23 protein-coding genes are annotated in these 21,192 nt (G+C 66.8%); 11 read left to right on the top strand and 12 right to left on the bottom strand.

Annotated features, from left to right (window positions below):
* Window positions 1-8: 8 nt before the first annotated feature.
* From ACODTJ_RS06575 to ACODTJ_RS06565, 3 genes are read right to left on the bottom strand one after another with little or no spacing between them, the layout of a single operon-like run.
* A complete protein-coding gene (locus ACODTJ_RS06575; RefSeq protein WP_454657171.1) occupies window positions 9-812 on the bottom strand; it encodes an ABC transporter permease in 804 nt (267 codons plus the stop codon).
* A gap of 2 nt (window positions 813-814) precedes the next feature.
* The gene (locus ACODTJ_RS06570; RefSeq protein WP_454657170.1) at window positions 815-1,669 is read right to left on the bottom strand and encodes an ABC transporter permease; all 855 of its coding nucleotides are present in this window, start codon (window positions 1,667-1,669) and stop codon (window positions 815-817) included.
* Window positions 1,666-2,760, bottom strand: a complete 1,095-nt coding sequence (locus ACODTJ_RS06565; protein ID WP_454657169.1) for an ABC transporter ATP-binding protein — start codon at window positions 2,758-2,760, stop codon at window positions 1,666-1,668. The genes ACODTJ_RS06570 and ACODTJ_RS06565 overlap by 4 nt, the downstream gene beginning before the upstream one ends.
* Window positions 2,761-2,884: 124 nt before the next feature.
* Between ACODTJ_RS06565 and ACODTJ_RS06560 the strand changes: the two genes are divergently transcribed.
* Window positions 2,885-3,793, top strand: coding sequence for a LysR substrate-binding domain-containing protein (locus ACODTJ_RS06560; protein ID WP_488847920.1), 909 nt, complete (start codon window positions 2,885-2,887; stop codon window positions 3,791-3,793).
* Window positions 3,794-3,827: 34 nt separating this feature from the next.
* Here ACODTJ_RS06560 and ACODTJ_RS06555 read toward each other — a convergent pair whose 3' ends face one another.
* From ACODTJ_RS06555 to ACODTJ_RS06515, 9 genes are all read right to left on the bottom strand, one after another.
* The gene (locus tag ACODTJ_RS06555) at window positions 3,828-5,063 is read right to left on the bottom strand and encodes a metal-dependent hydrolase family protein (protein WP_454657167.1); all 1,236 of its coding nucleotides are present in this window, start codon (window positions 5,061-5,063) and stop codon (window positions 3,828-3,830) included.
* A 40-nt stretch (window positions 5,064-5,103) separates the two neighbouring features.
* Window positions 5,104-5,592 (bottom strand): GAF domain-containing protein, encoded by a 489-nt coding sequence (locus ACODTJ_RS06550; protein WP_454657166.1) that lies wholly within the window; start codon window positions 5,590-5,592, stop codon window positions 5,104-5,106.
* Window positions 5,593-5,607: 15 nt separating this feature from the next.
* Entirely contained in the window at window positions 5,608-6,519 is a 912-nt protein-coding gene (locus ACODTJ_RS06545; RefSeq protein ID WP_454657165.1) for a branched-chain amino acid ABC transporter permease, read from the bottom strand.
* On the bottom strand, window positions 6,519-7,382 hold the full coding sequence (locus ACODTJ_RS06540) for a branched-chain amino acid ABC transporter permease (RefSeq protein ID WP_454657164.1): 864 nt from the start codon (window positions 7,380-7,382) through the stop codon (window positions 6,519-6,521). The genes ACODTJ_RS06545 and ACODTJ_RS06540 overlap by 1 nt, the downstream gene beginning before the upstream one ends.
* The gene (locus ACODTJ_RS06535; protein ID WP_454657163.1) at window positions 7,379-8,584 is read right to left on the bottom strand and encodes an ABC transporter substrate-binding protein; all 1,206 of its coding nucleotides are present in this window, start codon (window positions 8,582-8,584) and stop codon (window positions 7,379-7,381) included. The genes ACODTJ_RS06540 and ACODTJ_RS06535 overlap by 4 nt, the downstream gene beginning before the upstream one ends.
* 47 nt (window positions 8,585-8,631) lie before the next feature.
* Window positions 8,632-9,354, bottom strand: a complete 723-nt coding sequence (locus ACODTJ_RS06530; protein WP_454657162.1) for an ABC transporter ATP-binding protein — start codon at window positions 9,352-9,354, stop codon at window positions 8,632-8,634.
* Complete coding sequence (locus tag ACODTJ_RS06525) at window positions 9,351-10,115, bottom strand: ABC transporter ATP-binding protein (protein WP_454657161.1); 765 nt, start codon at window positions 10,113-10,115, stop codon at window positions 9,351-9,353. The genes ACODTJ_RS06530 and ACODTJ_RS06525 overlap by 4 nt, the downstream gene beginning before the upstream one ends.
* Window positions 10,112-10,768 (bottom strand): TetR/AcrR family transcriptional regulator, encoded by a 657-nt coding sequence (locus ACODTJ_RS06520; protein ID WP_454657160.1) that lies wholly within the window; start codon window positions 10,766-10,768, stop codon window positions 10,112-10,114. Before ACODTJ_RS06520 ends, ACODTJ_RS06525 begins: the two co-directional genes overlap by 4 nt.
* Before the next feature lie 272 nt (window positions 10,769-11,040).
* Window positions 11,041-11,700, bottom strand: a complete 660-nt coding sequence (locus tag ACODTJ_RS06515; protein ID WP_488847916.1) for a YcbK family protein — start codon at window positions 11,698-11,700, stop codon at window positions 11,041-11,043.
* A 373-nt stretch (window positions 11,701-12,073) separates the two neighbouring features.
* Here ACODTJ_RS06515 and ACODTJ_RS06510 point away from each other — a divergent pair, with 373 nt between their 5' ends.
* The 10 genes from ACODTJ_RS06510 to ACODTJ_RS06465 all read left to right on the top strand — a co-directional run bounded on the left by ACODTJ_RS06510 (window position 12,074) and on the right by ACODTJ_RS06465 (window position 21,190).
* Window positions 12,074-12,454 (top strand): NADH-quinone oxidoreductase subunit A, encoded by a 381-nt coding sequence (locus ACODTJ_RS06510; protein WP_374678812.1) that lies wholly within the window; start codon window positions 12,074-12,076, stop codon window positions 12,452-12,454.
* A gap of 65 nt (window positions 12,455-12,519) precedes the next feature.
* Complete coding sequence (locus ACODTJ_RS06505; RefSeq protein WP_454657157.1) at window positions 12,520-13,104, top strand: NuoB/complex I 20 kDa subunit family protein; 585 nt, start codon at window positions 12,520-12,522, stop codon at window positions 13,102-13,104.
* 41 nt (window positions 13,105-13,145) lie between these two features.
* Entirely contained in the window at window positions 13,146-13,751 is a 606-nt protein-coding gene (locus tag ACODTJ_RS06500; protein ID WP_454657156.1) for an NADH-quinone oxidoreductase subunit C, read from the top strand.
* Window positions 13,751-14,188 (top strand): GFA family protein, encoded by a 438-nt coding sequence (locus ACODTJ_RS06495; protein ID WP_454657155.1) that lies wholly within the window; start codon window positions 13,751-13,753, stop codon window positions 14,186-14,188. The genes ACODTJ_RS06500 and ACODTJ_RS06495 overlap by 1 nt, the downstream gene beginning before the upstream one ends.
* A 2-nt stretch (window positions 14,189-14,190) precedes the next feature.
* Window positions 14,191-15,381: an NADH-quinone oxidoreductase subunit D gene (locus ACODTJ_RS06490; RefSeq protein ID WP_199092713.1), complete on the top strand. Its 1,191-nt coding sequence runs from the start codon at window positions 14,191-14,193 to the stop codon at window positions 15,379-15,381.
* The gene (gene nuoE, locus ACODTJ_RS06485) at window positions 15,381-16,514 is read left to right on the top strand and encodes an NADH-quinone oxidoreductase subunit NuoE (RefSeq protein WP_454657154.1); all 1,134 of its coding nucleotides are present in this window, start codon (window positions 15,381-15,383) and stop codon (window positions 16,512-16,514) included. Before ACODTJ_RS06490 ends, nuoE begins: the two co-directional genes overlap by 1 nt.
* Before the next feature lie 11 nt (window positions 16,515-16,525).
* Window positions 16,526-17,830, top strand: coding sequence for an NADH-quinone oxidoreductase subunit NuoF (gene nuoF / locus ACODTJ_RS06480; protein WP_454657153.1), 1,305 nt, complete (start codon window positions 16,526-16,528; stop codon window positions 17,828-17,830).
* A gap of 4 nt (window positions 17,831-17,834) precedes the next feature.
* Window positions 17,835-19,898, top strand: a complete 2,064-nt coding sequence (gene nuoG / locus ACODTJ_RS06475; RefSeq protein ID WP_454657152.1) for an NADH-quinone oxidoreductase subunit NuoG — start codon at window positions 17,835-17,837, stop codon at window positions 19,896-19,898.
* 6 nt (window positions 19,899-19,904) lie between these two features.
* Entirely contained in the window at window positions 19,905-20,957 is a 1,053-nt protein-coding gene (gene nuoH / locus ACODTJ_RS06470) for an NADH-quinone oxidoreductase subunit NuoH (RefSeq protein ID WP_454032797.1), read from the top strand.
* Window positions 20,954-21,190, top strand: a complete 237-nt coding sequence (locus ACODTJ_RS06465; RefSeq protein WP_454657151.1) for a hypothetical protein — start codon at window positions 20,954-20,956, stop codon at window positions 21,188-21,190. Before nuoH ends, ACODTJ_RS06465 begins: the two co-directional genes overlap by 4 nt.
* The last annotated feature ends 2 nt before the right edge of the window (window positions 21,191-21,192 follow it).

The following is a 21,192-nucleotide window of genomic DNA, read 5'->3' as shown; positions in this document are numbered from 1 at the left end:
CTCTGTTGTCAGGCTTTTGCGGAGGTGCTGCGCAGCGTCGAGATCGCGACGGCGGCGAAGGTCAGGACGATCATCACCGTGCCGAGCGCGGCGATGGCGGGGTCGATATTGTCGGCGAGCCCTTCCCAGATCCGGCGGGGCAGGGTGGTCACCGCCCGGCTGGTGACGAAGAGCGCGACGATGGTCTCGTCCCAGGAGGTGATGAAGGCGAAGGCCGCGCCGGCGACGATGCCGGCCTTGATCTGCGGCAGCACGACCCAGCCCATCGCCTGCCGCGGATTGGCGCCGAGGCTGCGCGCCGCCTGCTCCAGCCGTGGATCGACATTGGCCAGCGTGCCGGCGACGGTGAGAACGACGAAGGGCAGCCCCTTCATCGCGTGGATCAGGATCAGGCCGAGATAGGTGTCGAGCAGCCCGAGCGTGGCCCAGGCGCGGTAGAAGGCGACGGCATGCACGATCGGCGGCACGATGATCGGCGCCAGCAGCAGCAGGCGCAGGCGCTTTGCGAGCGGCGCGCCGAGACGCCAGGCCCCGACCGCGAAGGCGACGCCGAGCACGGTCGCCAGCACCGTCGCGCCGATACCGACGGCGAGGCTGTCGACGATGCTCTTCGTCCAGCGGCCATCGGTTACGAGGCTGTTGTAATGGCGAAACGAGATCGAGCTCGTCGGCAGCGAGAGATAGCGCTCCGGCGTCAGCGAGATCGGGATGATGACGAGGATCGGCAGCAGCAGGAACGAGGCCGCGAGCCAGGCGACGATCCGGTTGAGCGAGGGTGCATTGCGTGTCGAGGGGACGCTGAGCGCTGCCATGGCTATTTCCTCAGCGCCTGTTCGACGTCCATGAAGCGGCTGAGCCACATCACGAGCAGGAGCACGGCGCCGAGCAGTACCGTCGCCAGCATCGCCGCCAGCCCCCAGCGCAGGGTCTCGGAGATCTGCACGCTGATGAACTCGGCGACCATGATCGTGCGCCCGCCGCCGAGGATCGCCGGGGTGATGTAGAAGCCGAGCGAGAAGATCATCACGATCACGCCCGCGCCGATCAGGCCGGGCAGGCTCAGCGGCAGGAAGACCCAGCGGAAGGCCTGTCCCGGCGTTGCGCCCAGCGCGCGTGCCGCCGGCACCAGCCGGTCGTCGATGCCGCGCAGGCTCGTATAGAGCGGCAGGATCGCATAGGGCAGCATGTAGTGGGTCATGCCGATGATCACGCCGAGCTCGTTGCGCACGAGGCTGAGCGGGCTCTCGATCAGCCCGGTCGAGAGTAGGATCGAATTGACCAGCCCCTTCGACTGCAACAGCGCGACCCAGGCGAAGGCGCGGATGAGGGCGCTGATCCAGAAGCTCGCCACGACGATGCCGAGCAGGATCTGGCGCTCGCGCGGCCCGCATTGCAGCAGGGCATAGGCGACGACATAGCCGATCCCCAGCGCCAGAACCGTGGTGATCGCCCCGATCCTGAGCGTCGTCCAGAGCACGCGCTGCACGGCGCCGTTGTTGACCAGTTCGGCATAGTTGGTGAGGCCGGGCTTCGGCACGGTGAAGCTCAGCACCAGCACATTCAGCACCGGCACGAGGTAGAACAGCGCCAGGAAGACGCAAGGCGCCAGCAGCATCAGCCAGTAGAGCCGCTCGCTTCCGCCGGTGCTGGTGGCGGCAGCCGCACTCACGGCGAGGCCTCGTTGCCGCGCACGAGGATCGCGGCATCCGGCGCCCAGGAGGCGACGATCTCCTCGCCCTCCGTGAAACTGCGCTGCCCGGCCGGAACCGTCGCCAGAAGCGTCTCGCCATCTGCCAGCCTGACCTCGACCTCGATCGAGGAGCCGAGATAGGTGATGTCGCCGACACGGCCGCTCACCGAACAGGAAGCGGCCTCGGCGCCGGTCGCCGGCGCCGCCAGCCTGATCTTCTCCGGCCGGAGCGCGGCGACGGCCGCCTGTCCTGCCTGTGCCGTGATGCCGTTCCCGTTCGCCGTCGCGGCGAAGCCGGGCATATGGATTTCGACCTGCCCGCCACTGGCCGACGCGACCTTGCCGCGCAGGAAATTGCTCTTGCCGAGGAAGCCGGCGACGAACTCGGTGGCCGGCCGCTCGTAAAGCTCTGTCGGCGGGGCGATCTGGAGGATACGGCCGCGATCGAGGATGACGATGCGGTCCGACATCGTCAGCGCCTCCTCCTGATCATGCGTGACATAGATGAAGGTCGAGCCGACCTCGCGATGGATCGATCGGAACTCGGTCTGGAACTCCTTGCGCAGCGCCTTGTCGAGCGCACTCAGCGGCTCGTCGAGCAGCAGCAGTTCCGGCGAAAAGACGAGCGAGCGGGCGAGCGCCACGCGCTGCTGCTGCCCGCCCGACAACTGGCGGGGATAGCGATGGGCGAAGGCCTGGAGCTTGGCCATCTCCAGCGCGGCCATGATCTTCGGCCGGGCGGCGTCGCCGGTGATGCCGCGCGCCCTCAACGGAAAGGCGACGTTGTCGTAGACGGTCAGATGCGGGAACAGCGCATAGCCCTGGAAGACCACGCCGAAATTGCGCCGCTCCGGCGGCAGCGCGGTCACGTCGCGACCGTCGAGCAACATGCGCCCGCTGCTCGGCGCGACGAAGCCGGCGATGCTCATCAGGATCGTCGTCTTGCCCGAGCCGGAAGGGCCGAGCAGCGTGATGAACTCGCCGGCCTTGATCGTCAGATCGGTCGGTTCGAGCGCGACGAAATCGCCGTAGCGCTTTTCGACCTTGTCGAGGACAAGCGAGTCTTTCACCGATGCGGTCCCATTCCCCATGCCGTTCAGGCTTGGCTCCATGGTCCCGTTTTCGTGGCTTACGTCAAAAACGAAATGGGCTAAAAGGTATAAATCTGCATTATAACTTGACGGCGGGGCGAGCTTGCACACGCGGCATCTGGAAGCCTTTCGCGCCGTCATCGAGACCGGCTCGATGAGCGCTGCGGCGACCCTGCTGGCGAAGTCGCAGCCGGCGATCAGCAACCTGATCACGCGGCTGGAGGACGAGCTCGGCGTCTCGCTGTTTGAGCGCAAGAAGGGCAGGCTACAGGTCACGCCCGAGGCGACGCTGTTCTACGAGGAGGCGCGGCGCACGCTCGGCGTGCTCGAGCGCACCCGGCAGGTCGCACGCGATCTCAAGGGCCTGCGCTCCGGAACGCTGTCGCTGGCGAGCCAGCCTGGCCTCGCGACTTATGCCTTGCCGCCGATCATCGCCCGATTGTTGACGCGCTGGCCGGACGGCACAGTGCGCTTCATCACCCGCTCATCGCCGACCGTGCGCGATCTCGGCCGCATCGAGGCCTTCGATATCGGCTTCGCCGAGCATCCGATCGAAAGCCCGGCCTCGGTCATCGAGACCATCGAGGTGCCTTGCGTCTGCATGCTGCCGGCCGATCATCCGCTGGCCGCCGAGCCGGTCATCACGCCGGCCCATCTCGACGATGCGCCCTTCATCTCGCTCTACGCGGATCACTTCCTGCACGAGGCGATCGAGCGCGCCTTCGCCGAGCAATCGGCGCGGCTGCGCATGGCCGTGCATGTCGAGTTCTTCGGGACGGCCTGCGCACTGGTGATGGAGGGCGTCGGCGTGACCATCGTCGACGTCGTCACCAGCCTGCATTTCCAAAAGGTCGGGCTGGTGGCGCGGCCCTTCGCGCCGCGCCTGTCCTATCGCTATGCGATGTTCCAGCCGGCGCCGCGTCCGCTCTCGCGCATCGCCCGCGAATTCGTCGAGTCCTTCCGCGAGCACAATGCCGCGTTGATCCGCGAGCACAGCCCCTACCGGGATTGAAGCCGGCGAGGGTGTCCTCGCCGGCTTCCGATGATCAATTCAGGCTGGCGCGCTTCATGAACGCGCCGGCCTTCATGATCAGGGGCATATGCCGGCCCTGGCGGGTCAAGAGCGAGAGGTCCTTCAGCGGGTCGCCGTCGACGACGATGAGGTCGGCATGGGCGCCGGCCGCGACGGTGCCGATCAGGCCTTCCATCTTGAGGAGCTTCGCCGCGACATGGGTCGCCGAGGCGATGACCTCATGCGCGGGCAGGGCGCGGCCGCGGATCACGAACTCCTCGGACTGGTACTTGTGCATCTCGCCGAGCAGGTCGCTGCCATAGGCCATGGTCAGGCCGGCCTTCTTCATGATCGCGAGCGATTCCATGCCGGCCGAGCGCACGACATCGACCTTCGCGACCGAATCCGGCGGGAAGCCGAGCTTCGGCCCGTCCGAGACGAGCTTGTCATAGGTCACCAGCGTCGGCACCGCGACGGCGCCCTTCGAGGCGGCGAGCTTCGCCGTCTCGGCCTTGATCAGGTTGCAATGCTCCAGCGAGTGCACGCCGGCCTCGACGCAGCGGCGGATGGCGTCATCCGTATAGACATGGGCCGAGACATAGGTGCCGGCCATCCGGGCTTCCTCGACCACGGCCTCCAGCTCGCTCACCGAGAAGCCGAGGAAGTGGATCGGGTCGGTCGGCGAGGCGCAGCCGCCATTGGCCATGATCTTGATGAAATCGGCGCCGCCCTTCAGCTCCTCGCGCGCGGCGCGGCGTACCTGGTCGACGCCGTCGCAGATACGGCCGAGGGCGCCGAGCCGATGGCGCTCGATCACGCTCGGGCGGTCGTCATAGCGGCCGCGGAAATCGGCATGGCCGCCGGTCTGGCTCAGCGCCTTGCCGGAGATGACGAGGCGCGGCGTCGGGAAATCGCCTTCCTCGGTCGCCTGTTTCAGGCCGAAATCGGCGCCGCCGACATCGCGCACCGTGGTGAAGCCGCGCATCAGCATCGCCCGCATGATCCCGAAGGAGCGGGCGGTGACCAGCGAATCCGGCAGGCGCGCATTCGCGCCGAGATCGGCGACGCCGGCCACGACATGGACATGGGCGTCGATCAGGCCGGGCATCAAGGTCTTGCCCTTGAGGTCGACGACCTTGGCCTTGGCCGAGGTCACGGATTTGCCGACCTCGCGGATGGTGCCGCCCTCGACGAGGACGCTGACGGGTGCGCCGGCCTCCGGCGCCGAGCCGTCGACGATGCGGGCATTGGTGAAGAGGGTGGAAGCCACGGGCTTGTTCCTTCAGGCAGGGTGCGTCGGGGAAACGGGATCAGGCGGCCTTGTTGGCGGCACGCGCGGCGAGGAAGGCGGGCACCAGCAGCGGCGCCAGCCGCTCGACCGGCGCGACATGCTCCTCGCGATAATGATGCTCAGGGGCGAGCAGGTTGATCGTGCCGACGACCTTGCCGTCATAGATCGCGGGGATGTTGATGACGGAGCCCAGCCCCATGCTCTCGATCAGCTCGTGGTCGAAAAAGGCCCAGCGGATACCGGCCTTGTCCTTGCCGAGATAGGGTTGGCGGCCGTCCAGCACATGCTTGCCCCAGGGCGTCGGGCCCATCGTCTTGCGGCCGGAGATTGGGTACTCGGTCGGCCGGTTGGAATAGATGCGCGCGACCTCCTGCCCGTCGACATAGAGCAGCGTGAACAGCTCGTGGCCGACGAGGCGGCGGGTGATGTCCTCAAAGGCCTTGAACACCGTGTCGGGCTGGCCGGGCTCCTTAATGAGGGTGGAGAGGGTGGCGAGATCGTCGGACATGGGCAGGCCTTCGGTTTAAGCAGCGGTCGGAGGGACCGGCGCCTTCGGGATGCGCTCGGGCAGGATGCCCTGCGGCTTGAGATGCAGGACGAGGATGAGGGCGATGCCGATCAGCATCTCGCGCAGGGCCGCGAGCTGGACCGGCTGCAGACCCGGCACCCATTCGGTGACGAAGCGCGTCGCCTCAAGGAAGATCACGACGAGATAGGCGCCGAGCACGGCCCCGCTCGGCCGTCCGACGCCGCCGGCCGTGACGGCAAGGAAGATGTAGATCGTGATCAGCGGCTGGAAATGGTCGGGCGAGACATAGGACTGGAAATGCGCGTAGAGCGCGCCCGCCAGTGCCGCGATTGCGGCGGAAAGCGCGAAGGCCTGGAGCTTGAAGCGCAGCACCGGCTTGCCGGCAAAGGCGGCGAGTTGCTGGTCCTCGCGGATTGCCTTCAAGGCGCGGCCATAAGGCGAGGCATCGAGCCGGCGCAGCAGCGCCCAGACAACCACCAGCACCAGCGTGGCAAGGCCGAGATAGAAATACGCGAAGTTCTGTGTGCCGAGTTCGGCCTTGAGCGGCGCTTTGATGCCGGAGATTCCGTCGGAACCGTTGGTCAGCCAGCGCTCGTTGAGCGCGACGAGGCGGATGACCTCGGCGAAGCCGAGCGTGACGATGGCGAGGTAGTCGTCGCGCAGGCGCAAGGTCGCGAAGGTGACGACGAGGCCGACCGCGGCGCCGACGAGGAGCGCAGCCCCCCAGCCGATCAGCACGGGCGCGCCGGCGCCTGTCGCCAAGGCCGAGGCATAGGCGCCGACCGCGAAGAATCCGGCAAGGCCGAGATTGACGAGGCCGGCGCTGCCCCAGATCAGGTTGAGGCTCAGCGCGAGCAGGCCGTAGATCGCGCAGAGCGTCAGGGTGAAGATCAGATAGGACAGCATCAGGCGGCCCTTTCCCCGAGGAGGCCGCGCGGCCGGAAGGTGAGCATCAGCAGGATCGCGACGAAGCCGACGCCGGTGCGATAGGTCGCGGGCACGACGAGCAGTGCGAGCTCTTCGGCGATACCGAGCATCAGCGCGCCTGCGACCGCGCCGGGAATCGAGCCGAGCCCGCCGAGAACGGCGGCGGCGAAGACCGAGAGCAGCACGCGGTAGCCGGTCAGCGGGTCGATCGAGGTGTCCAGACCGATCAGCACGCCGCCGACGCCGGTCAGCCCTGCGCCGAGGAAGAGCGTGACGATTGCGATCCTGGCAGGGTCGATGCCCTTGAGCCGGGCGAGGTCGGGATTGTCGGCGACGGCGCGCATTGCCTTGCCGAAGCGGGTATAGCGCAGGAACAGAAACATCGCCGCCATGATCACGATGGCGAGCAGCAGGCTCTGGAGCTGCTGCGGGCCGATGCGCAGGTCGCCGAAGCGCATGTCGCGCGCGATCGGCAGGTCGTAGCCGCGCATCTCGTTGCCGAAGATGAAGCGGACGATGTTCTCCAGCACGAGATTGAGCGCGATCGAGGCGATGGCCACGATCAGCGCGCCGTTGCTGCGCAGGCGCTTCAGCGAGGTCTCTTCCGCAACGACGCCGACGAAGCCCGTCACCGCGAAGGCGACGAGGAGCGCGGCCGGCACCGGCAGCCCCATCGCGACATTTGCCCACCAGGCGGCGAAGGCGCCTATGGTGGCATAGGCCGCGATGGCGAAGTTCGGATAGCGCAGCACCGCGAAGATGGCGGAGAAGCCGATGGCCGGGACGGCGATCAGCGTCCCGGTCATCACCCCGTTGACGAGCGCCTGCAACAACTGGCTCACGCGATCTTCACCAGCGCCAGCTTGCCGCCCTGGACCTGCTCGTAGCGGAACTGGCAGTCGGCGATGTCGCCGGTCTCGGTGAAGTCGCAGGGGCCGCTGGCGCCGTCATAATCGACCGGCTGCTTGGCGGCGATCGCCTTGAGCCCGTCGATGGCATTGTCGACCTTGGCGCCGCCCGGCGCCTGGCTGATCTTGCGGACCGCATCCTTGATCGCGGTGCCGGAGCTGTCGCCGGCCATGGCGATCGCCATCAGGATCAGGTTGATCTGGTCGTAGACCTGGGTGGTGTAGGGATCGGGCGAGGCGACGCCGATCATCTTGACCAGCCGCGCATAGGCCTTCGAGCCCTCGGCCGGCGACGGCGCGATGGTGAAGGTCTTGTCGACGACCTCGGCCGGCACACTCTCGACCAGCTTCTGGTTGACCGCGTAGCCGAAGGCGACCTTCAACCCGCCATAGCCGGCGCGGTAGGCATCCTTCAGCATCACCGCTGTGTCGGGGGTGTAGCCGCCGAAGATGATCGCATCGGGCTTGAAGCGCAGAACCTCGTCGATCTCGCTGCGATAGGCCGGCTTCTTGTCGTCATAGATCAGCGAGCCGGTCTCGCCGCCGGCCTTCTTCACGGCCTCGGTGATGTTGTCGAACTGGCTCTTGGCGAAAGGCGTCTGCGGCGAGAGGAAGAAGACGCGCTTGGCCTTCTCGGCGATGCAGAACTCGCCGAACTTGCGGCCCTGGAGGGTCGTGTTCGGCTGGGTGCGGATCAGGTAGCCCTGATGCGGGAGCTGCGTGATCGAGTCGGCGCCCGAGACGGTCGCGAGGAAGGTCTTCGATTCCCAGCAGAGCGGCGCGACGGCGGTGGTGACCGAGGAGGCCCAGGTGCCGAGGATGGCGGAGACCTTGTCGACGTCGATCAGCTTGCGGGCGGCGCGTACGCCGGCCTCAGGATTGGTCTGGTCGTCTTCCGAGATCAGCTCGACCTTCCGGCCGAGCACGCCGCCGGCGGCATTGACCTCGTCGATCACGGCCTTGACCGCCTTGACCATGACCGGGCCATAGGGGCCGCCGGCACCGGTGAGCGGCGTCAGCGTGCCGATCTTGATCGGCGCGCCCTGGGCGAGCGCGCGGCCGGGCAGGGCGGAGAGGCCGGCAAGCGCGGCGGCACCTGCCAGAAGCGTGCGGCGGTCGGTCGTGAACGCGGTCATGATGTTCCCCTGTTGCCTTGTTGGTTTGCTGTCGTGTCGGCGTCGTCCTAGCCGCCCAAGAAGAGGCGGCGGATTTCGGGATCGGTGGCGAGCGCAGGTCCGGCGCCCTCGCGGCTGTTGCGGCCGGAGACCAGCACATAGCCGCGTGTCGAGATCTGCAGCGCTTCGAGCGCGTGCTGCTCGACCATCAGGATCGGCAGGCCGCCCTTGTTGAGCGCGACGATGGCGTCGAACAATTCGTCGGCCGCCTTGGGCGAAAGCCCGGCCGTCGGCTCGTCGAGCAGGAGCAGGGCAGGGGCGTTCATCAACCCCATCGCCATGGCGAGGATCTGGCGCTGGCCCCCCGACAGCGTGCGGGCCAGCGCCTTGCGCTTTTCCGCCAGCATCGGATAGCGTGCGTACATCTGCTCGCTGCGCTCCCCGACCTTGCCGGGTTCCTGGAAGCCGCTGATCTCGAGGTTTTCCGCGACCGTCATCGCGCCGAAGATATTGCGCTCCTGCGGCACGAAGCCGATGCCGGCTTTGGCCCGGCCGAGCGCATTCTCGCGGGTGACGTCGCCGCCCTTCAGCTTGATCGTACCGTCGCGCGCTTGGACCAGCCCCGCGATGGTCTTGAGCAGCGTCGACTTGCCGGCGCCGTTCGGGCCGATGATCGAGACGATCTCGCCCGGCGCGACCTTCAAGGAGGTGCCCTTCAGGATCTGTTCGGCCGCGCCATAGCCGGCGACGACGCCGTCGACGGCAAGCAATTCGCCCTGTGCCGCGCTCAATGACGCCTCCCGAGATAGGCTTCCTGCACGCGGGTGTCGGCGGCGACCTCGTCGAACGACCCTTGCGTCAGCGTCTTGCCCTCGGCCATGACGATGACGGGCGCGCAGAGCTTCTTGATCAGCCCCATATCGTGTTCGATCAGGCAGATCGTCAGCCCGTCGCGGTTGAGCCCAACGAGATGCTCGGCGATCTGTTCGGTCAGGCTTGGATTGACGCCGGCCATCGGCTCGTCGAGCAGCAGCAGCTTCGGCTCGGCCATCAGGGCGCGACCGATCTCGACCAGCTTCTTCTGGCCGCCGGAGAGCGCGGTGACGGGATTGTCGAGCACATGGTCGAGCTTCAGCCGGCGGGCGATGCCGAAGGCGCGCTCGGACAGTGCGGCCTCTCGCCGCTTCGCCCCGCTTGTGCCGATTAGCCCGGCCAGCAGACCCTCGCCCGGCTGGTCGGCGCCATAGAGCATCAGGTGCTGGAAGACGCTGAGCTTGGGAAAGCCGCGCGCGAGCTGGAAGGAACGGACGAGCCCCGCCGCGACGAGCTTCTCCGGCGGCATCCCGGCCGTCTCGGTCGTACCGAGCCTGACGGAGCCGGCTTGCGGCCGATAAAGCCCGGAGACCGCGTTGAACAGGGTCGACTTGCCGGCGCCGTTCGGCCCGATCAGGCCGGTGAAGGAGCCTTGCGGTACCGCGAAATCGACGCCGCGCAGCACCTGGACGCCGTAGAAGCCGAGCTTCAGCCCCTGGATGGTCAGTGCTGCCGTCATGCCGTCGCCGTCTTGCGCCGGCCGGCGAGGGCGGCCGCTGGTTTCATCGGGAAATGCTGCCTGACCTGCTGCTTCCAGAAACTGAGCAGGCCCTCGTAATAGGCCGGGTCGTTGGGGCGCAGCACGGTCTGGCTGATCATGCCGCGGACCAGGCACATCGTCGCGTTCATCACGGTGCGGGTATGGTCCGGGTCGGTGCCGGCGCGGGCGGCGAGCGCGGTCCAGACCGCATCGAGTCCGGCATGGAATTCCTTGACCGTGGGGATGAGATCGGCACGGAAGGCCGGGTTGTGGCGCGCTTCCGGCAGGTATTCCATCGTCACATAGAACAGCCGGTCGTCCATCATCTGCCAGGCGTAGTCGACGATCTCGTCGCTGGAGCCGCCGCGCGCCATGAAATCCTCGGCGAAACGGTGCAGGCCGCGCGCCGCCTTGCCCAGCAGGTCGGCGATAGAGGCGCTGATGATCGCCTCGCGCCCGGCGAAGTGATGGGTCAGCGCGCCCCTCGAGACCCCCGCAAGTCGGGCGATCTCGGGCGTGGTGGTGCGGGCAAGCCCCTGATCGTGCAGCAGGTCGATGGTCGCGTTCATCAGCCGCGCGGAGGTCTCCGCGCTGCGCTCCTTCTGCGATCGCCGCTTGCCGGTGCTGCTCATCCCGATCTCGTTTTCCTTGATGATGGGGAAACGGTGCGACTCCACTTACAAACAGTCAAGCCTGTTTTTTGAGGCGCAAGAGGGTGTTCTGAAGGCAGGCGCTAACGAAAGGCGCGGGTCATCCCGGACGCAGCGAAGCGGAGAACCGGGATCCATGCCCGAACCTTTATCGGAAGCGCTCCGGAATGGATCCCGGGTCAAGCCCGGGATGACGCCGTGGTCCTGCGCAAGAGGAATGAGCTGCCGCGACAGAGGTTCAGACCCCGCCGCGCTCACCAGGGCCGGCGCGGCCCGGTATCGATATGGATCAGCCCGTTCCAGTAGACATGGTTGCCGCCGACCTCGGGCAGGGCGCGCACCCATTCCAGCACCAGCCGCGGCCTGACGCCGGGGACGCGGAAATCCATCGCCTGGCAGCCCTTGTGATAGGAGCCGCGCCGGGCGCGCCAGGGTGGGCGCCAGGTCGAGGTCACCTTCACCGCCCCGTATTTGTCGGCGATCTTGCCGAGGATCTCCTTCAGTTCCTGCGGCAGGCAGGTGATCGAGGTGCCGGGATCGGTCGAGATGCCCGGCCGCTCCGGCTTTTCGTTCGGATCGAAATCGGGCTCGGCGCCGGCCTTCTGGCCGGGCGTCAGCTTCGGCCACTCGACGCCTTCGTCGTCATCCGGCTCGCCGGGGTTGGGCGGCGTGGCTTCGGTGGGTGGGGTTTCCTGAGCCGGCGCCGCTGGGGGCGTTGCCTCGGAGGGGGCGGGCACAGGAGTATCGGGAGCCGAGGCACGCGGCGTCGGCGGCGGAACGATGATCGGTGGCAGCTTCGGCGTGCCCTCGAGGTCGAGATCGAACGGGCGCTGTGGCGGCAGGGGCGCGCGCATCGGCTCTCCCTCCTGGGCGCAGATCGCGGTCGTCGAGAGCAGCAGGGCGAGCGCCGGCATGGCCAGCACGCGCGAAAGGCAGGCCGGGCTCATAGCGCGGCCGGGCGCCCGCAAATGGATGGCAGACGAGCGGGGCGGGGATCACGAAACATCGAAGGCCTTTCGGGATAAAGCGCTCGCGCAGCCGGCAACGATTCGGCACGGTGAACGGATGCTGCCGCTGCCGCATGCCGAAAGCAGGCGGTTTTGTCGATTTTTCACCGATGCATGGCAGGGCTGCGGCGAGACTTGGCCGGATTTTGCCGTATTCTGCGCCGGGTTCAACCCGGATGCGGCGATTGTGCGGCGCGGCGGAGTCTTGCTTCATTCTAATCGAGGGTCTAAGCGACTGAGACAGCGAGCCGCGCCACGGCCGCCTGAAATGAGTTCGACCATGCAAGCTGCCACGGTGCCATCCATTCTGAGCGACTACCTGCCGCTGGTGCTGTTCATCGGCGTCTCGGCGGTGATCGGCCTGGCCCTGCTGATCGCGCCCTTCGCGATCGCCTATTCCAAGCCGGACGCGGAAAAGCTCTCGGCCTATGAATGCGGCTTCAACGCCTTCGACGATGCCCGCATGAAATTCGACGTCCGATTCTATCTGGTCGCGATTCTCTTCATCATCTTCGATCTCGAGGTCGCGTTCCTGTTCCCCTGGGCCGTCGCCTTCGGCGGGCTCGGCTGGTATGGTTTCTGGTCGATGATGGTCTTTCTCGGCGTGCTCACCGTGGGTTTCATCTACGAGTGGCGCAAGGGCGCGCTGGAGTGGGACTGACTGTCGGGTTGCGAGGCGGCGCTCCGCATTCGATCCGGCAGGCAAAGGTTCACAAGGAATAGGTCATGGCAGTCACAGCGATCGATCGTGGTGATCCGCTCGTCGCGCAGGCGCCGAGGGGTTTGCTCGGTCCCGACGGCAAGCCGTTGGGGGCGCGTGATCCGTTCTTCGTCGAGATCAACAACGAACTCGCCGACAAGGGCTTCCTCGTCACCACGACCGACGACCTGATCAACTGGGCTCGCACGGGCTCGCTGATGTGGATGACGTTCGGTCTTGCGTGCTGCGCCGTCGAGATGATGCAGCTCTCGATGCCGCGCTACGACGTCGAGCGCTTCGGCTTTGCGCCGCGCGCCTCACCGCGCCAGTCCGACGTGATGATCGTGGCGGGCACGCTGACCAACAAGATGGCCCCGGCGCTGCGCAAGGTCTACGACCAGATGCCGGAGCCGCGCTACGTCATCTCGATGGGCTCCTGCGCCAATGGCGGCGGCTATTACCACTACAGCTACTCGGTGGTACGTGGCTGCGACCGCATCGTCCCGATCGACATCTATGTCCCGGGCTGCCCGCCGACGGCGGAGGCGCTGCTCTACGGCGTCCTGCTGCTGCAGAAGAAGATCCGCCGCACCGGCACGATCGAGCGCTGAGCGCTCTTTCGGTCGATGCTGCAGGCGATGAAGGTGAGACGATGAGCGAAGCGCTCGTACAACTCGGCGAAGAGATCAAGGCCGCGCTGCCCGGCGCGGTGACGGAGGCCGTCGTCGCCTTCGAGGAACTCACGATCCATGCCGAGGCGGCTTCGATCGTCGAGGTGCTGCGCACGCTGTACAGCGATCCGCGCTTCCGCTTCGTGAACTTCACCGACATCGCCGGCGCCGACTATCCCGGCCGCGAGAAGCGCTTCGACGTCGTCTACCACCTGCTGGCGCCGCACCATAACCGCCGCATTCGCGTGAAGGTCCAGACCGACGAGGCGACGCCCGTTCCCTCCGTCATCGAGGTCTTCCCGGCGGCGAACTGGTTCGAGCGCGAGGCCTATGATTTCTACGGCATCCTGTTCTCCGGCCATCCGGACCTGCGCCGCATCCTCACCGATTACGGCTTCGAGGGTTATCCGCTGCGCAAGGACTTCCCGCTGACCGGCTTCGTCGAGGTTCGCTACGACGACGAGCAGAAGCGTGTCGTCTACGAGCCGGTGAAGCTCAACCAGGAATTCCGCAACTTCGATTTCCTTTCGCCCTGGGAAGGCACGGATTACGTGCTGCCGGGCGACGAGAAGGCGAAGGGGGCGTGATGGCGTCTGGCCAGCAACCCCTGTCCGGCGGCTGCCTCTGCGGCGCGGTGCGTTTCACCGCCAAGCCCGAGAAGGCCGAGATGGATGTCTGCCATTGCGGCATGTGCCGGAAATGGAGCGGCGGCGTCTTCATGGCGGTGCCGTGTTCCGGCGTGTCGGTTGCGGATGAGCAGGCGCTCGGCGTCTATCCGTCCTCCGACTGGGCCGAGCGCGTCTTCTGCAAGACCTGCGGGACGAGCCTGTTCTGGCGCCTGCGCGAGGGCGGTGACGGCCATGTCGCGGTCGCCTTCCAGGCCTTCGACGACTTGTCGTCCTTCACCTTCGCCGAAGAGATCTTCATCGACGAGAAGCCTGCCCTCTACGCCTTCGCCGGTGAGCGAAGCCGCAAGACCGGCGCGCAGGTGATCGCCGAATTCGCCGCGAAACAGGCGGGCTGAGCATGACCGAGCACAATATCCGCAATTTCTCGATCAACTTCGGCCCGCAGCACCCGGCGGCGCACGGCGTGCTGCGCCTCGTGCTGGAGCTCGACGGCGAGATCGTCGAGCGCGTCGATCCGCATATCGGCCTGCTGCATCGCGGCACCGAGAAGCTGATCGAGGCCAAGACCTACCTCCAGGCCGTGCCCTATTTCGACCGGCTCGACTATGTCGCGCCGATGAACCAGGAGCACGCCTATGCGCTCGCGGTCGAACGCCTCGTCGGCGTGACCGTGCCGCGCCGCGGCCAGCTCATCCGCGTGCTCTATTCCGAGATCGGCCGCATCCTCTCGCATCTGCTGAACGTCACGACGCAGGCGATGGACGTCGGCGCCCTCACGCCTCCGCTCTGGGGCTTCGAGGAGCGCGAGAAGCTGATGATCTTCTACGAGCGGGCCTGCGGCGCGCGCATGCATGCGGCCTATGTCCGCCCCGGTGGCGTGCACCAGGATATCCCGGTCTCGCTGATCCATGACATCGCCGAATGGTGCGATCCGTTCCTCAAGGTCTGCGACGACCTCGAAGGCCTGCTCAGCGACAACCGCATCTTCAAGCAGCGCAACGTCGATATCGGCGTGGTCGATCTCGAGACCTGCTGGAAATGGGGCTTCTCGGGCGTGATGGTGCGCGGCTCCGGCGCGCCCTGGGACCTGCGCAAGTCGCAGCCCTACGAGTGCTACGAGGAGATGGAATTCGACATCCCCGTCGGCAAGAACGGCGACTGCTTCGATCGCTACCACATCCGCATGGAAGAGATGCGCCAGTCGGTGCGCATCATGAAGCAGTGCTGCGACAAGCTCCTGGCGCCGGATGGCGGCGGCCCGGTCTCCTCGCTCGACGGCAAGATGGTGCCGCCCAAGCGCGGTGAGATGAAGCGCTCGATGGAAGCGCTGATCCACCATTTCAAGCTCTATACCGAGGGCTACAAGGTCCCGGCCGGCGAGGTCTATGCCGCGGTCGAGGCGCCGAAGGGCGAATTCGGCGTCTATCTGGTCTCCGACGGCACCAACAAGCCCTATCGCTGCAAGATCAAGGCGCCGGGCTTCGCCCATCTCCAGGCCATGGATTTCATGTGCCGCAAGCACATGCTCGCCGACGTCTCCGCGATCCTCGGCTCCCTCGATATCGTCTTTGGTGAAGTTGACCGCTGATGTCCGTCCGTCGTCTCGCCCCTGATCCGGTCCAGCCCGCCTCCTTCGCCTTCACCGCAGCGAACGAGAACTGGATCGTCCAGCAGATCGCCAAGTATCCGGAAGGCCGCCAGGCGTCCGCCGTCATTCCGCTTCTGTGGAAGGCACAGGAGCAGGAGGGCTGGGTCTCGCGCGCGGTGATCGAGACCGTCGCGAAGCGCCTCGGCATGGCGCCGATGCGGGTGCTGGAGGTCGCGACCTTCTACACCATGTTCAACCTGCAGCCGGTCGGCGAGTTCTTCGTCCAGCTCTGCGGCACGACGCCCTGCGCGCTGCGCGGCGCCGAAGCGCTGAAGAAGGTCTGCGAGGACGTCATCGGCCCGCAATCGACCGTGACCGCCGACGGCAAGCTCTCCTGGCTCGAAGTCGAGTGCTTGGGCGCCTGCTGCAACGCCCCGATGGCGCAGATCAATGTCGACTATTACGAGGACCTGACGCCGGCAAATTTCCGCCAGCTTCTCGACGATCTCCGCAACGGCCGCGCCACCAAGCCCGGCCCGCAGAACGGCCGCACCGGCTCCGAGCCGGAAGGCGGTCCGCAGACGCTGACCGACAAGGCGCTCTATGACGGCTCGATGATCGGCGCCGGCGACTGGCAGAAGCGCATCGTCGAGCAGCGCAAGGCCGCGGCCGAAGCCGCGGCTGCGAAGGCCGCTGCCGAGGCGGAAGCCAAGAAGGCCGCCGAGGCCGAGGCGAAGAAGGCCGAGGCAACCCCGGCAGCCGTTGCCGAGAAGCCTGCGAGCGAGACCGCTGCCGCCAAGGGCAAGGTCGAGAAGAAGGATGTCGCCGAGGCTGCCAAGCCTGCGGTCGACGAGAGCAAGCCCGAACTGCTGGCCGCCGCGCGCGGTGGCAAGGGCGACGATCTCGAACTGATCTGGGGCGTCGGGCCGAAGCTCGGCAAGATGCTCAACGAGATGGGGGTCTGGCACTACGACCAGATCGCCAAATGGACACCGGCGGAGCTCGCCTGGGTCGATGCGCGGCTGACCGGCTTCAAGGGCCGGGCGGAGCGTGACGACTGGATTGCTCAGTCGAAGAAGCTCGCGACGGGCTGGCGCCCGGAGTCGAAGCTTGGCGACAAGCCGGCAGAGTGAGGCACTAGGACATGCTCGCAGATCGCGATCGCATCTTCACCAATCTCTACGGCCTGCATGACCGTACCCTGAAGGGTGCGATCCAGCGCGGCGCCTGGGATGGCACCAAGTTCATCCTGGAGCAGGGCCGGGACTGGATCATCGACGAGATGAAGAAGTCCGGCCTGCGCGGCCGTGGCGGCGCCGGCTTCCCGACCGGGCTGAAATGGTCGTTCATGCCCAAGGTCAGCGACGGGCGCCCGCATTATCTCGTCGTCAATGCCGACGAGTCGGAGCCGGGCACCTGCAAGGATCGCGAGATCATGCGCAACGACCCGCATACGCTGGTCGAGGGCTGCCTGATCGCCTCCTTCGCGATGGGTGCGCATGCGGCCTATATCTATATCCGCGGCGAGTATGTGCGGGAGCGCGAGGCGCTGCAGCGCGCGGTCGACGAGGCCTATGCGGCCAAGCTCATCGGCAAGGACAATGTCCACGGCTATCCCTTTGATCTCTATGTGCATCACGGCGCCGGCGCCTATATCTGCGGCGAAGAGACGGCGCTGCTGGAGAGCCTCGAGGGCAAGAAGGGCATGCCGCGGCTGAAGCCGCCATTCCCGGCCAATATGGGCCTCTATGGCTGCCCGACCACGGTGAACAACGTGGAGTCGATCGCGGTCGCCCCGACCATCCTGCGCCGCGGCGCGAGCTGGTTCTCCTCGATCGGCACGCCGAACAATGTCGGCACCAAGCTCTTCTGCGTCTCGGGCCATGTGAACAAGCCCTGCAACGTCGAAGAGGCGATGGGCCTGACCTTCCGCGAGCTGATCGACAAGCATTGCGGCGGCATCCGCGGCGGCTGGGACAATCTCAAGGCGGTCATCCCCGGCGGCTCGTCGGTTCGCATGGTTCCGGCCGAGCAGATCATCGACACACCGATGGATTTCGACTCGCTCTCGAAGCTGCGCTCCGGCCTCGGCACGGCGGCGGTGATCGTGATGGACAAGTCGACCGACATCGTCCGCGCCATCGCCCGCATCAGCCATTTCTACAAGCACGAGAGCTGCGGCCAGTGCACGCCCTGCCGCGAGGGCACGGGCTGGATGTGGCGCGTCATGGAACGCATGGCCGAAGGCCGTGCCCAGAAGCGCGAGATCGACATGCTGCTCGACGTCACCAAGCAGATCGAGGGCCACACGATCTGCGCGCTCGGTGATGCCGCAGCCTGGCCGATCCAGGGCCTGATCGCGCATTTCCGTCACGAGATCGAGCAGCGCATCGACGACTATGCCGCCAACCCGCACAGCGAGCCTGTGCGCCTGATGGCGGCGGAGTGAGACCATGACGAAACTCCTCATCGACGGCGTCGAGGTCGACGTTCCCGCCGAGTACACCGTGCTCCAGGCCTGCGAGGCCGCGGGCGTCGAGGTGCCGCGCTTCTGCTTCCACGAGCGCCTCTCGATCGCCGGCAACTGCCGCATGTGCCTCGTCGAGGTGAAGGGCGGTCCGCCGAAGCCGCAGGCCTCCTGCGCCATCGGCGTGCGCGACCTGCGCCCCGGCCCGAACGGCGAGCCGCCGGTCGTCCTGACCAAGTCTCCGATGGTCAAGAAGGCCCGCGAAGGGGTGATGGAGTTCCTGCTCATCAACCACCCGCTCGACTGCCCGATCTGCGACCAGGGCGGCGAATGCGACCTGCAGGACCAGGCGATGGCCTATGGCGCGGATACCTCGCGCTATGCCGAGAACAAGCGCGCGGTCGAGGACAAGTATATCGGCCCGCTGGTCAAGACGACGATGACGCGCTGCATCCAGTGCACGCGCTGCGTCCGCTTCACCACCGAGGTTGCCGGCGCCTCCGATCTCGGCGCCATCGGCCGCGGCGAGGACATGGAGATCACGACCTATCTCGAGCAGGCGATGTCGTCGGAGCTCCAGAGCAACGTCGTCGATCTCTGCCCGGTCGGCGCGCTGACCTCGAAGCCCTACCAGAACAAGGCCCGGCCCTGGGAGCTCTCCAAGACCGAGAGCATCGACGTGATGGACGCGGTCGGCTCGGCCATCCGCGTCGACTCGCGCGGCAAGGAAGTGATGCGCATCCTGCCCCGCCTCAACGAGGCGGTGAACGAGGAGTGGATCTCCGATAAGACCCGCCATGTCGCCGATGGCCTGAAGACCCAGCGTCTCGACCGGCCCTATATCCGCGAGAACGGCCGCCTGCGTCCCGCGAGCTGGAACGAGGCTTTCGCCGCCATTGCCGGCAAGGTGAAGGCGACGTCGCCTGAGAAGATCGGCGCCATCGCCGGCGATCTCGCCGCGGTCGAGGACATGTTCGCGCTGAAGAGCCTGATCGCCTCGCTCGGCTCCGCCAATCTCGACGCCCGCCAGGATGGCACTAAGCTGCATCCGAAGTTCGGCCGTGCGTCCTACGTCCTCAACGCCGGCATCGCCGGCATCGAGGACGCGACCTCGCTGCTGATCATCGGCTCGAACCCGCGCCGTGAGGCGCCGATCCTGAACGCCCGCATCCGCAAGCGCTGGCTGCGCGGCGACTTCAAGGTTTCCGTCATCGGCGAGAAGGCCGACCTGACCTACACCTATGACTATCTCGGCGCCGGCCCTGAGACGCTGGCCGAGGTCGTGAAATCGGCCCAAGCCGCTGGCGGCAAGCCGATGGTGCTGGTCGGGCAGGGCGCTCTCGCCCGTGCCGACGGCGAGGCCGTGCTTTCGCTCGCCGCCAAGGCGGCGCAGGCGCTCGGTGCGATCACCGAGGGCTGGAACGGCTTCGGCGTGATCCACACCGCCGCTGCCCGCGTCGGCGCGCTCGATCTCGGCTTCGTGCCGGGTGAGGGGGGTCTCGATGCGGCTGCCATGGTCAAGCCGGGCGCGCTCGATGTGCTCTTCCTGCTTGGAGCTGACGAGATCGAGGTGCCGGACGGTGCCTTCGTCGTCTATCAGGGCACGCATGGCGACAAGGGCGCACACCGCGCCGATGTCATCCTGCCGGGCGCGGCCTATACCGAGAAGTCCGGCACCTATGTGAACACGGAAGGCCGTGTGCAGATGGGCGACCGCGCCACCTTCCCGCCGGGCGACGCCCGCGAGGACTGGGCGATCCTGCGCGCGCTCTCCGCGACGCTGGGCAAGACGCTGCCCTTCGACTCGCTGTCCGGCCTGCGCAAGGCGCTCTATGAGGTGCATCCGCATTTCGCGGCGCTCGACGGCCTGCCGGCCAATGACGCCTCGGAGATCGGCAAGCTCGCCGGCCTCGGCGGCAAGACCGACAAGGCGGGCTTCGCGCCCGTCGTCGCCGATTTCTATCAGACCAACCCGATCGCGCGTGCCTCCGCCATCATGGCGGAATGCTCGGCGCTGGCCTCTGGCCGGCATCAGCAGGCGGCGGAGTAAGCGGCCATGAACTGGGACCTCGTCCTCGATATCGCGATCATCCTCGGCAAGAGCCTGCTGCTGCTGGTCTGCCTCCTGGTCTTCATCGCCTATATCCTGCTGGCCGACCGCAAGGTCTGGGCGGCGGTGCAGCTTCGCCGCGGCCCGAACGTGGTCGGACCCTGGGGCCTGTTCCAGAGCTTCGCGGACCTGATCAAGTTCGCGCTCAAGGAGCCGATCATCCCGTCGGGCGCGAACAAGGGCATCTTCCTGCTGGCGCCGTTCATCTCCTGCCTGCTGGCGCTCGGCGCCTGGGCGGTGATCCCGGTGGCGGAAGGCTGGGCGATCGCCGACATCAATGTCGGCGTGCTCTACATCCTCGCGATCTCGTCGCTCGGCGTCTACGGCATCATCATGGCCGGCTGGGCCTCGAACTCGAAGTACCCGTTCATGAGCGCGCTGCGCTCGGCGGCGCAGATGGTCTCCTACGAGGTCTCGATCGGCTTCGTCATCATCACCGTGCTGCTCTGCGTCGGCTCGCTGAACCTCTCGGCGGTGGTCGAGGCGCAGCAGAACAGGGGTCTGGCGCACGCGCTCGGCGTGCCGTGGCTCTCGATCCTGAATTGGTACTTCATCCCGCTCTTCCCGATGTTCGTGGTCTTCTTCATCTCGGCGCTGGCCGAGACGAACCGGCCGCCCTTCGATCTGGCCGAGGCGGAATCCGAGCTCGTGGCGGGCTTCATGGTCGAGTATTCCTCGACCCCGTACCTGCTGTTCATGCTCGGCGAATACGTGGCGATCATGACCATGTGCTCGCTGACCACGATCCTCTTCCTCGGCGGCTGGGCGCCTCCGGTCGCGCTGCCGCCCTTCACCTGGCTGCCCGGCGTGTTCTGGTTCGCGCTCAAGGTCTGCTTCGTGTTCTTCATGTTCGCGCTGGTGAAGGCCTTCGTGCCGCGCTACCGCTACGACCAGTTGATGCGCCTGGGCTGGAAGGTCTTCCTGCCGCTCTCGCTCGCTTGCGTGGTGATCGTGGCGCTGGTGCTGCAGCTGACCGGCTGGGGGCCGGTGGCGGGATGAGTTGGGCCGGCCCGCTCGGTGCCCTGATCGGCTTCGGGCTCGGCCTGCTGGAATACCGGCTGATGTCGGCCGTGGTGATCGGGGCGCTCCGGCGCACGGATCGCTCCGAGACGCAGGCCGAGAAGGATGATTACGAGCGCCGCATCCGCATCCTGCGGGCGGTGCTGGTTGTGATGACGATCGGCTTGATGCCGGTTCTGGGTTTCGTGATCGGCCGGACGGTGTTCGGCTGAGG

This window comes from Allobosea sp. FG18 (assembly GCF_057809495.1).
The sequence above is the reverse complement of the archived record's forward strand: the minus strand, read 5'-3'. Positions and strand labels throughout refer to the sequence as shown.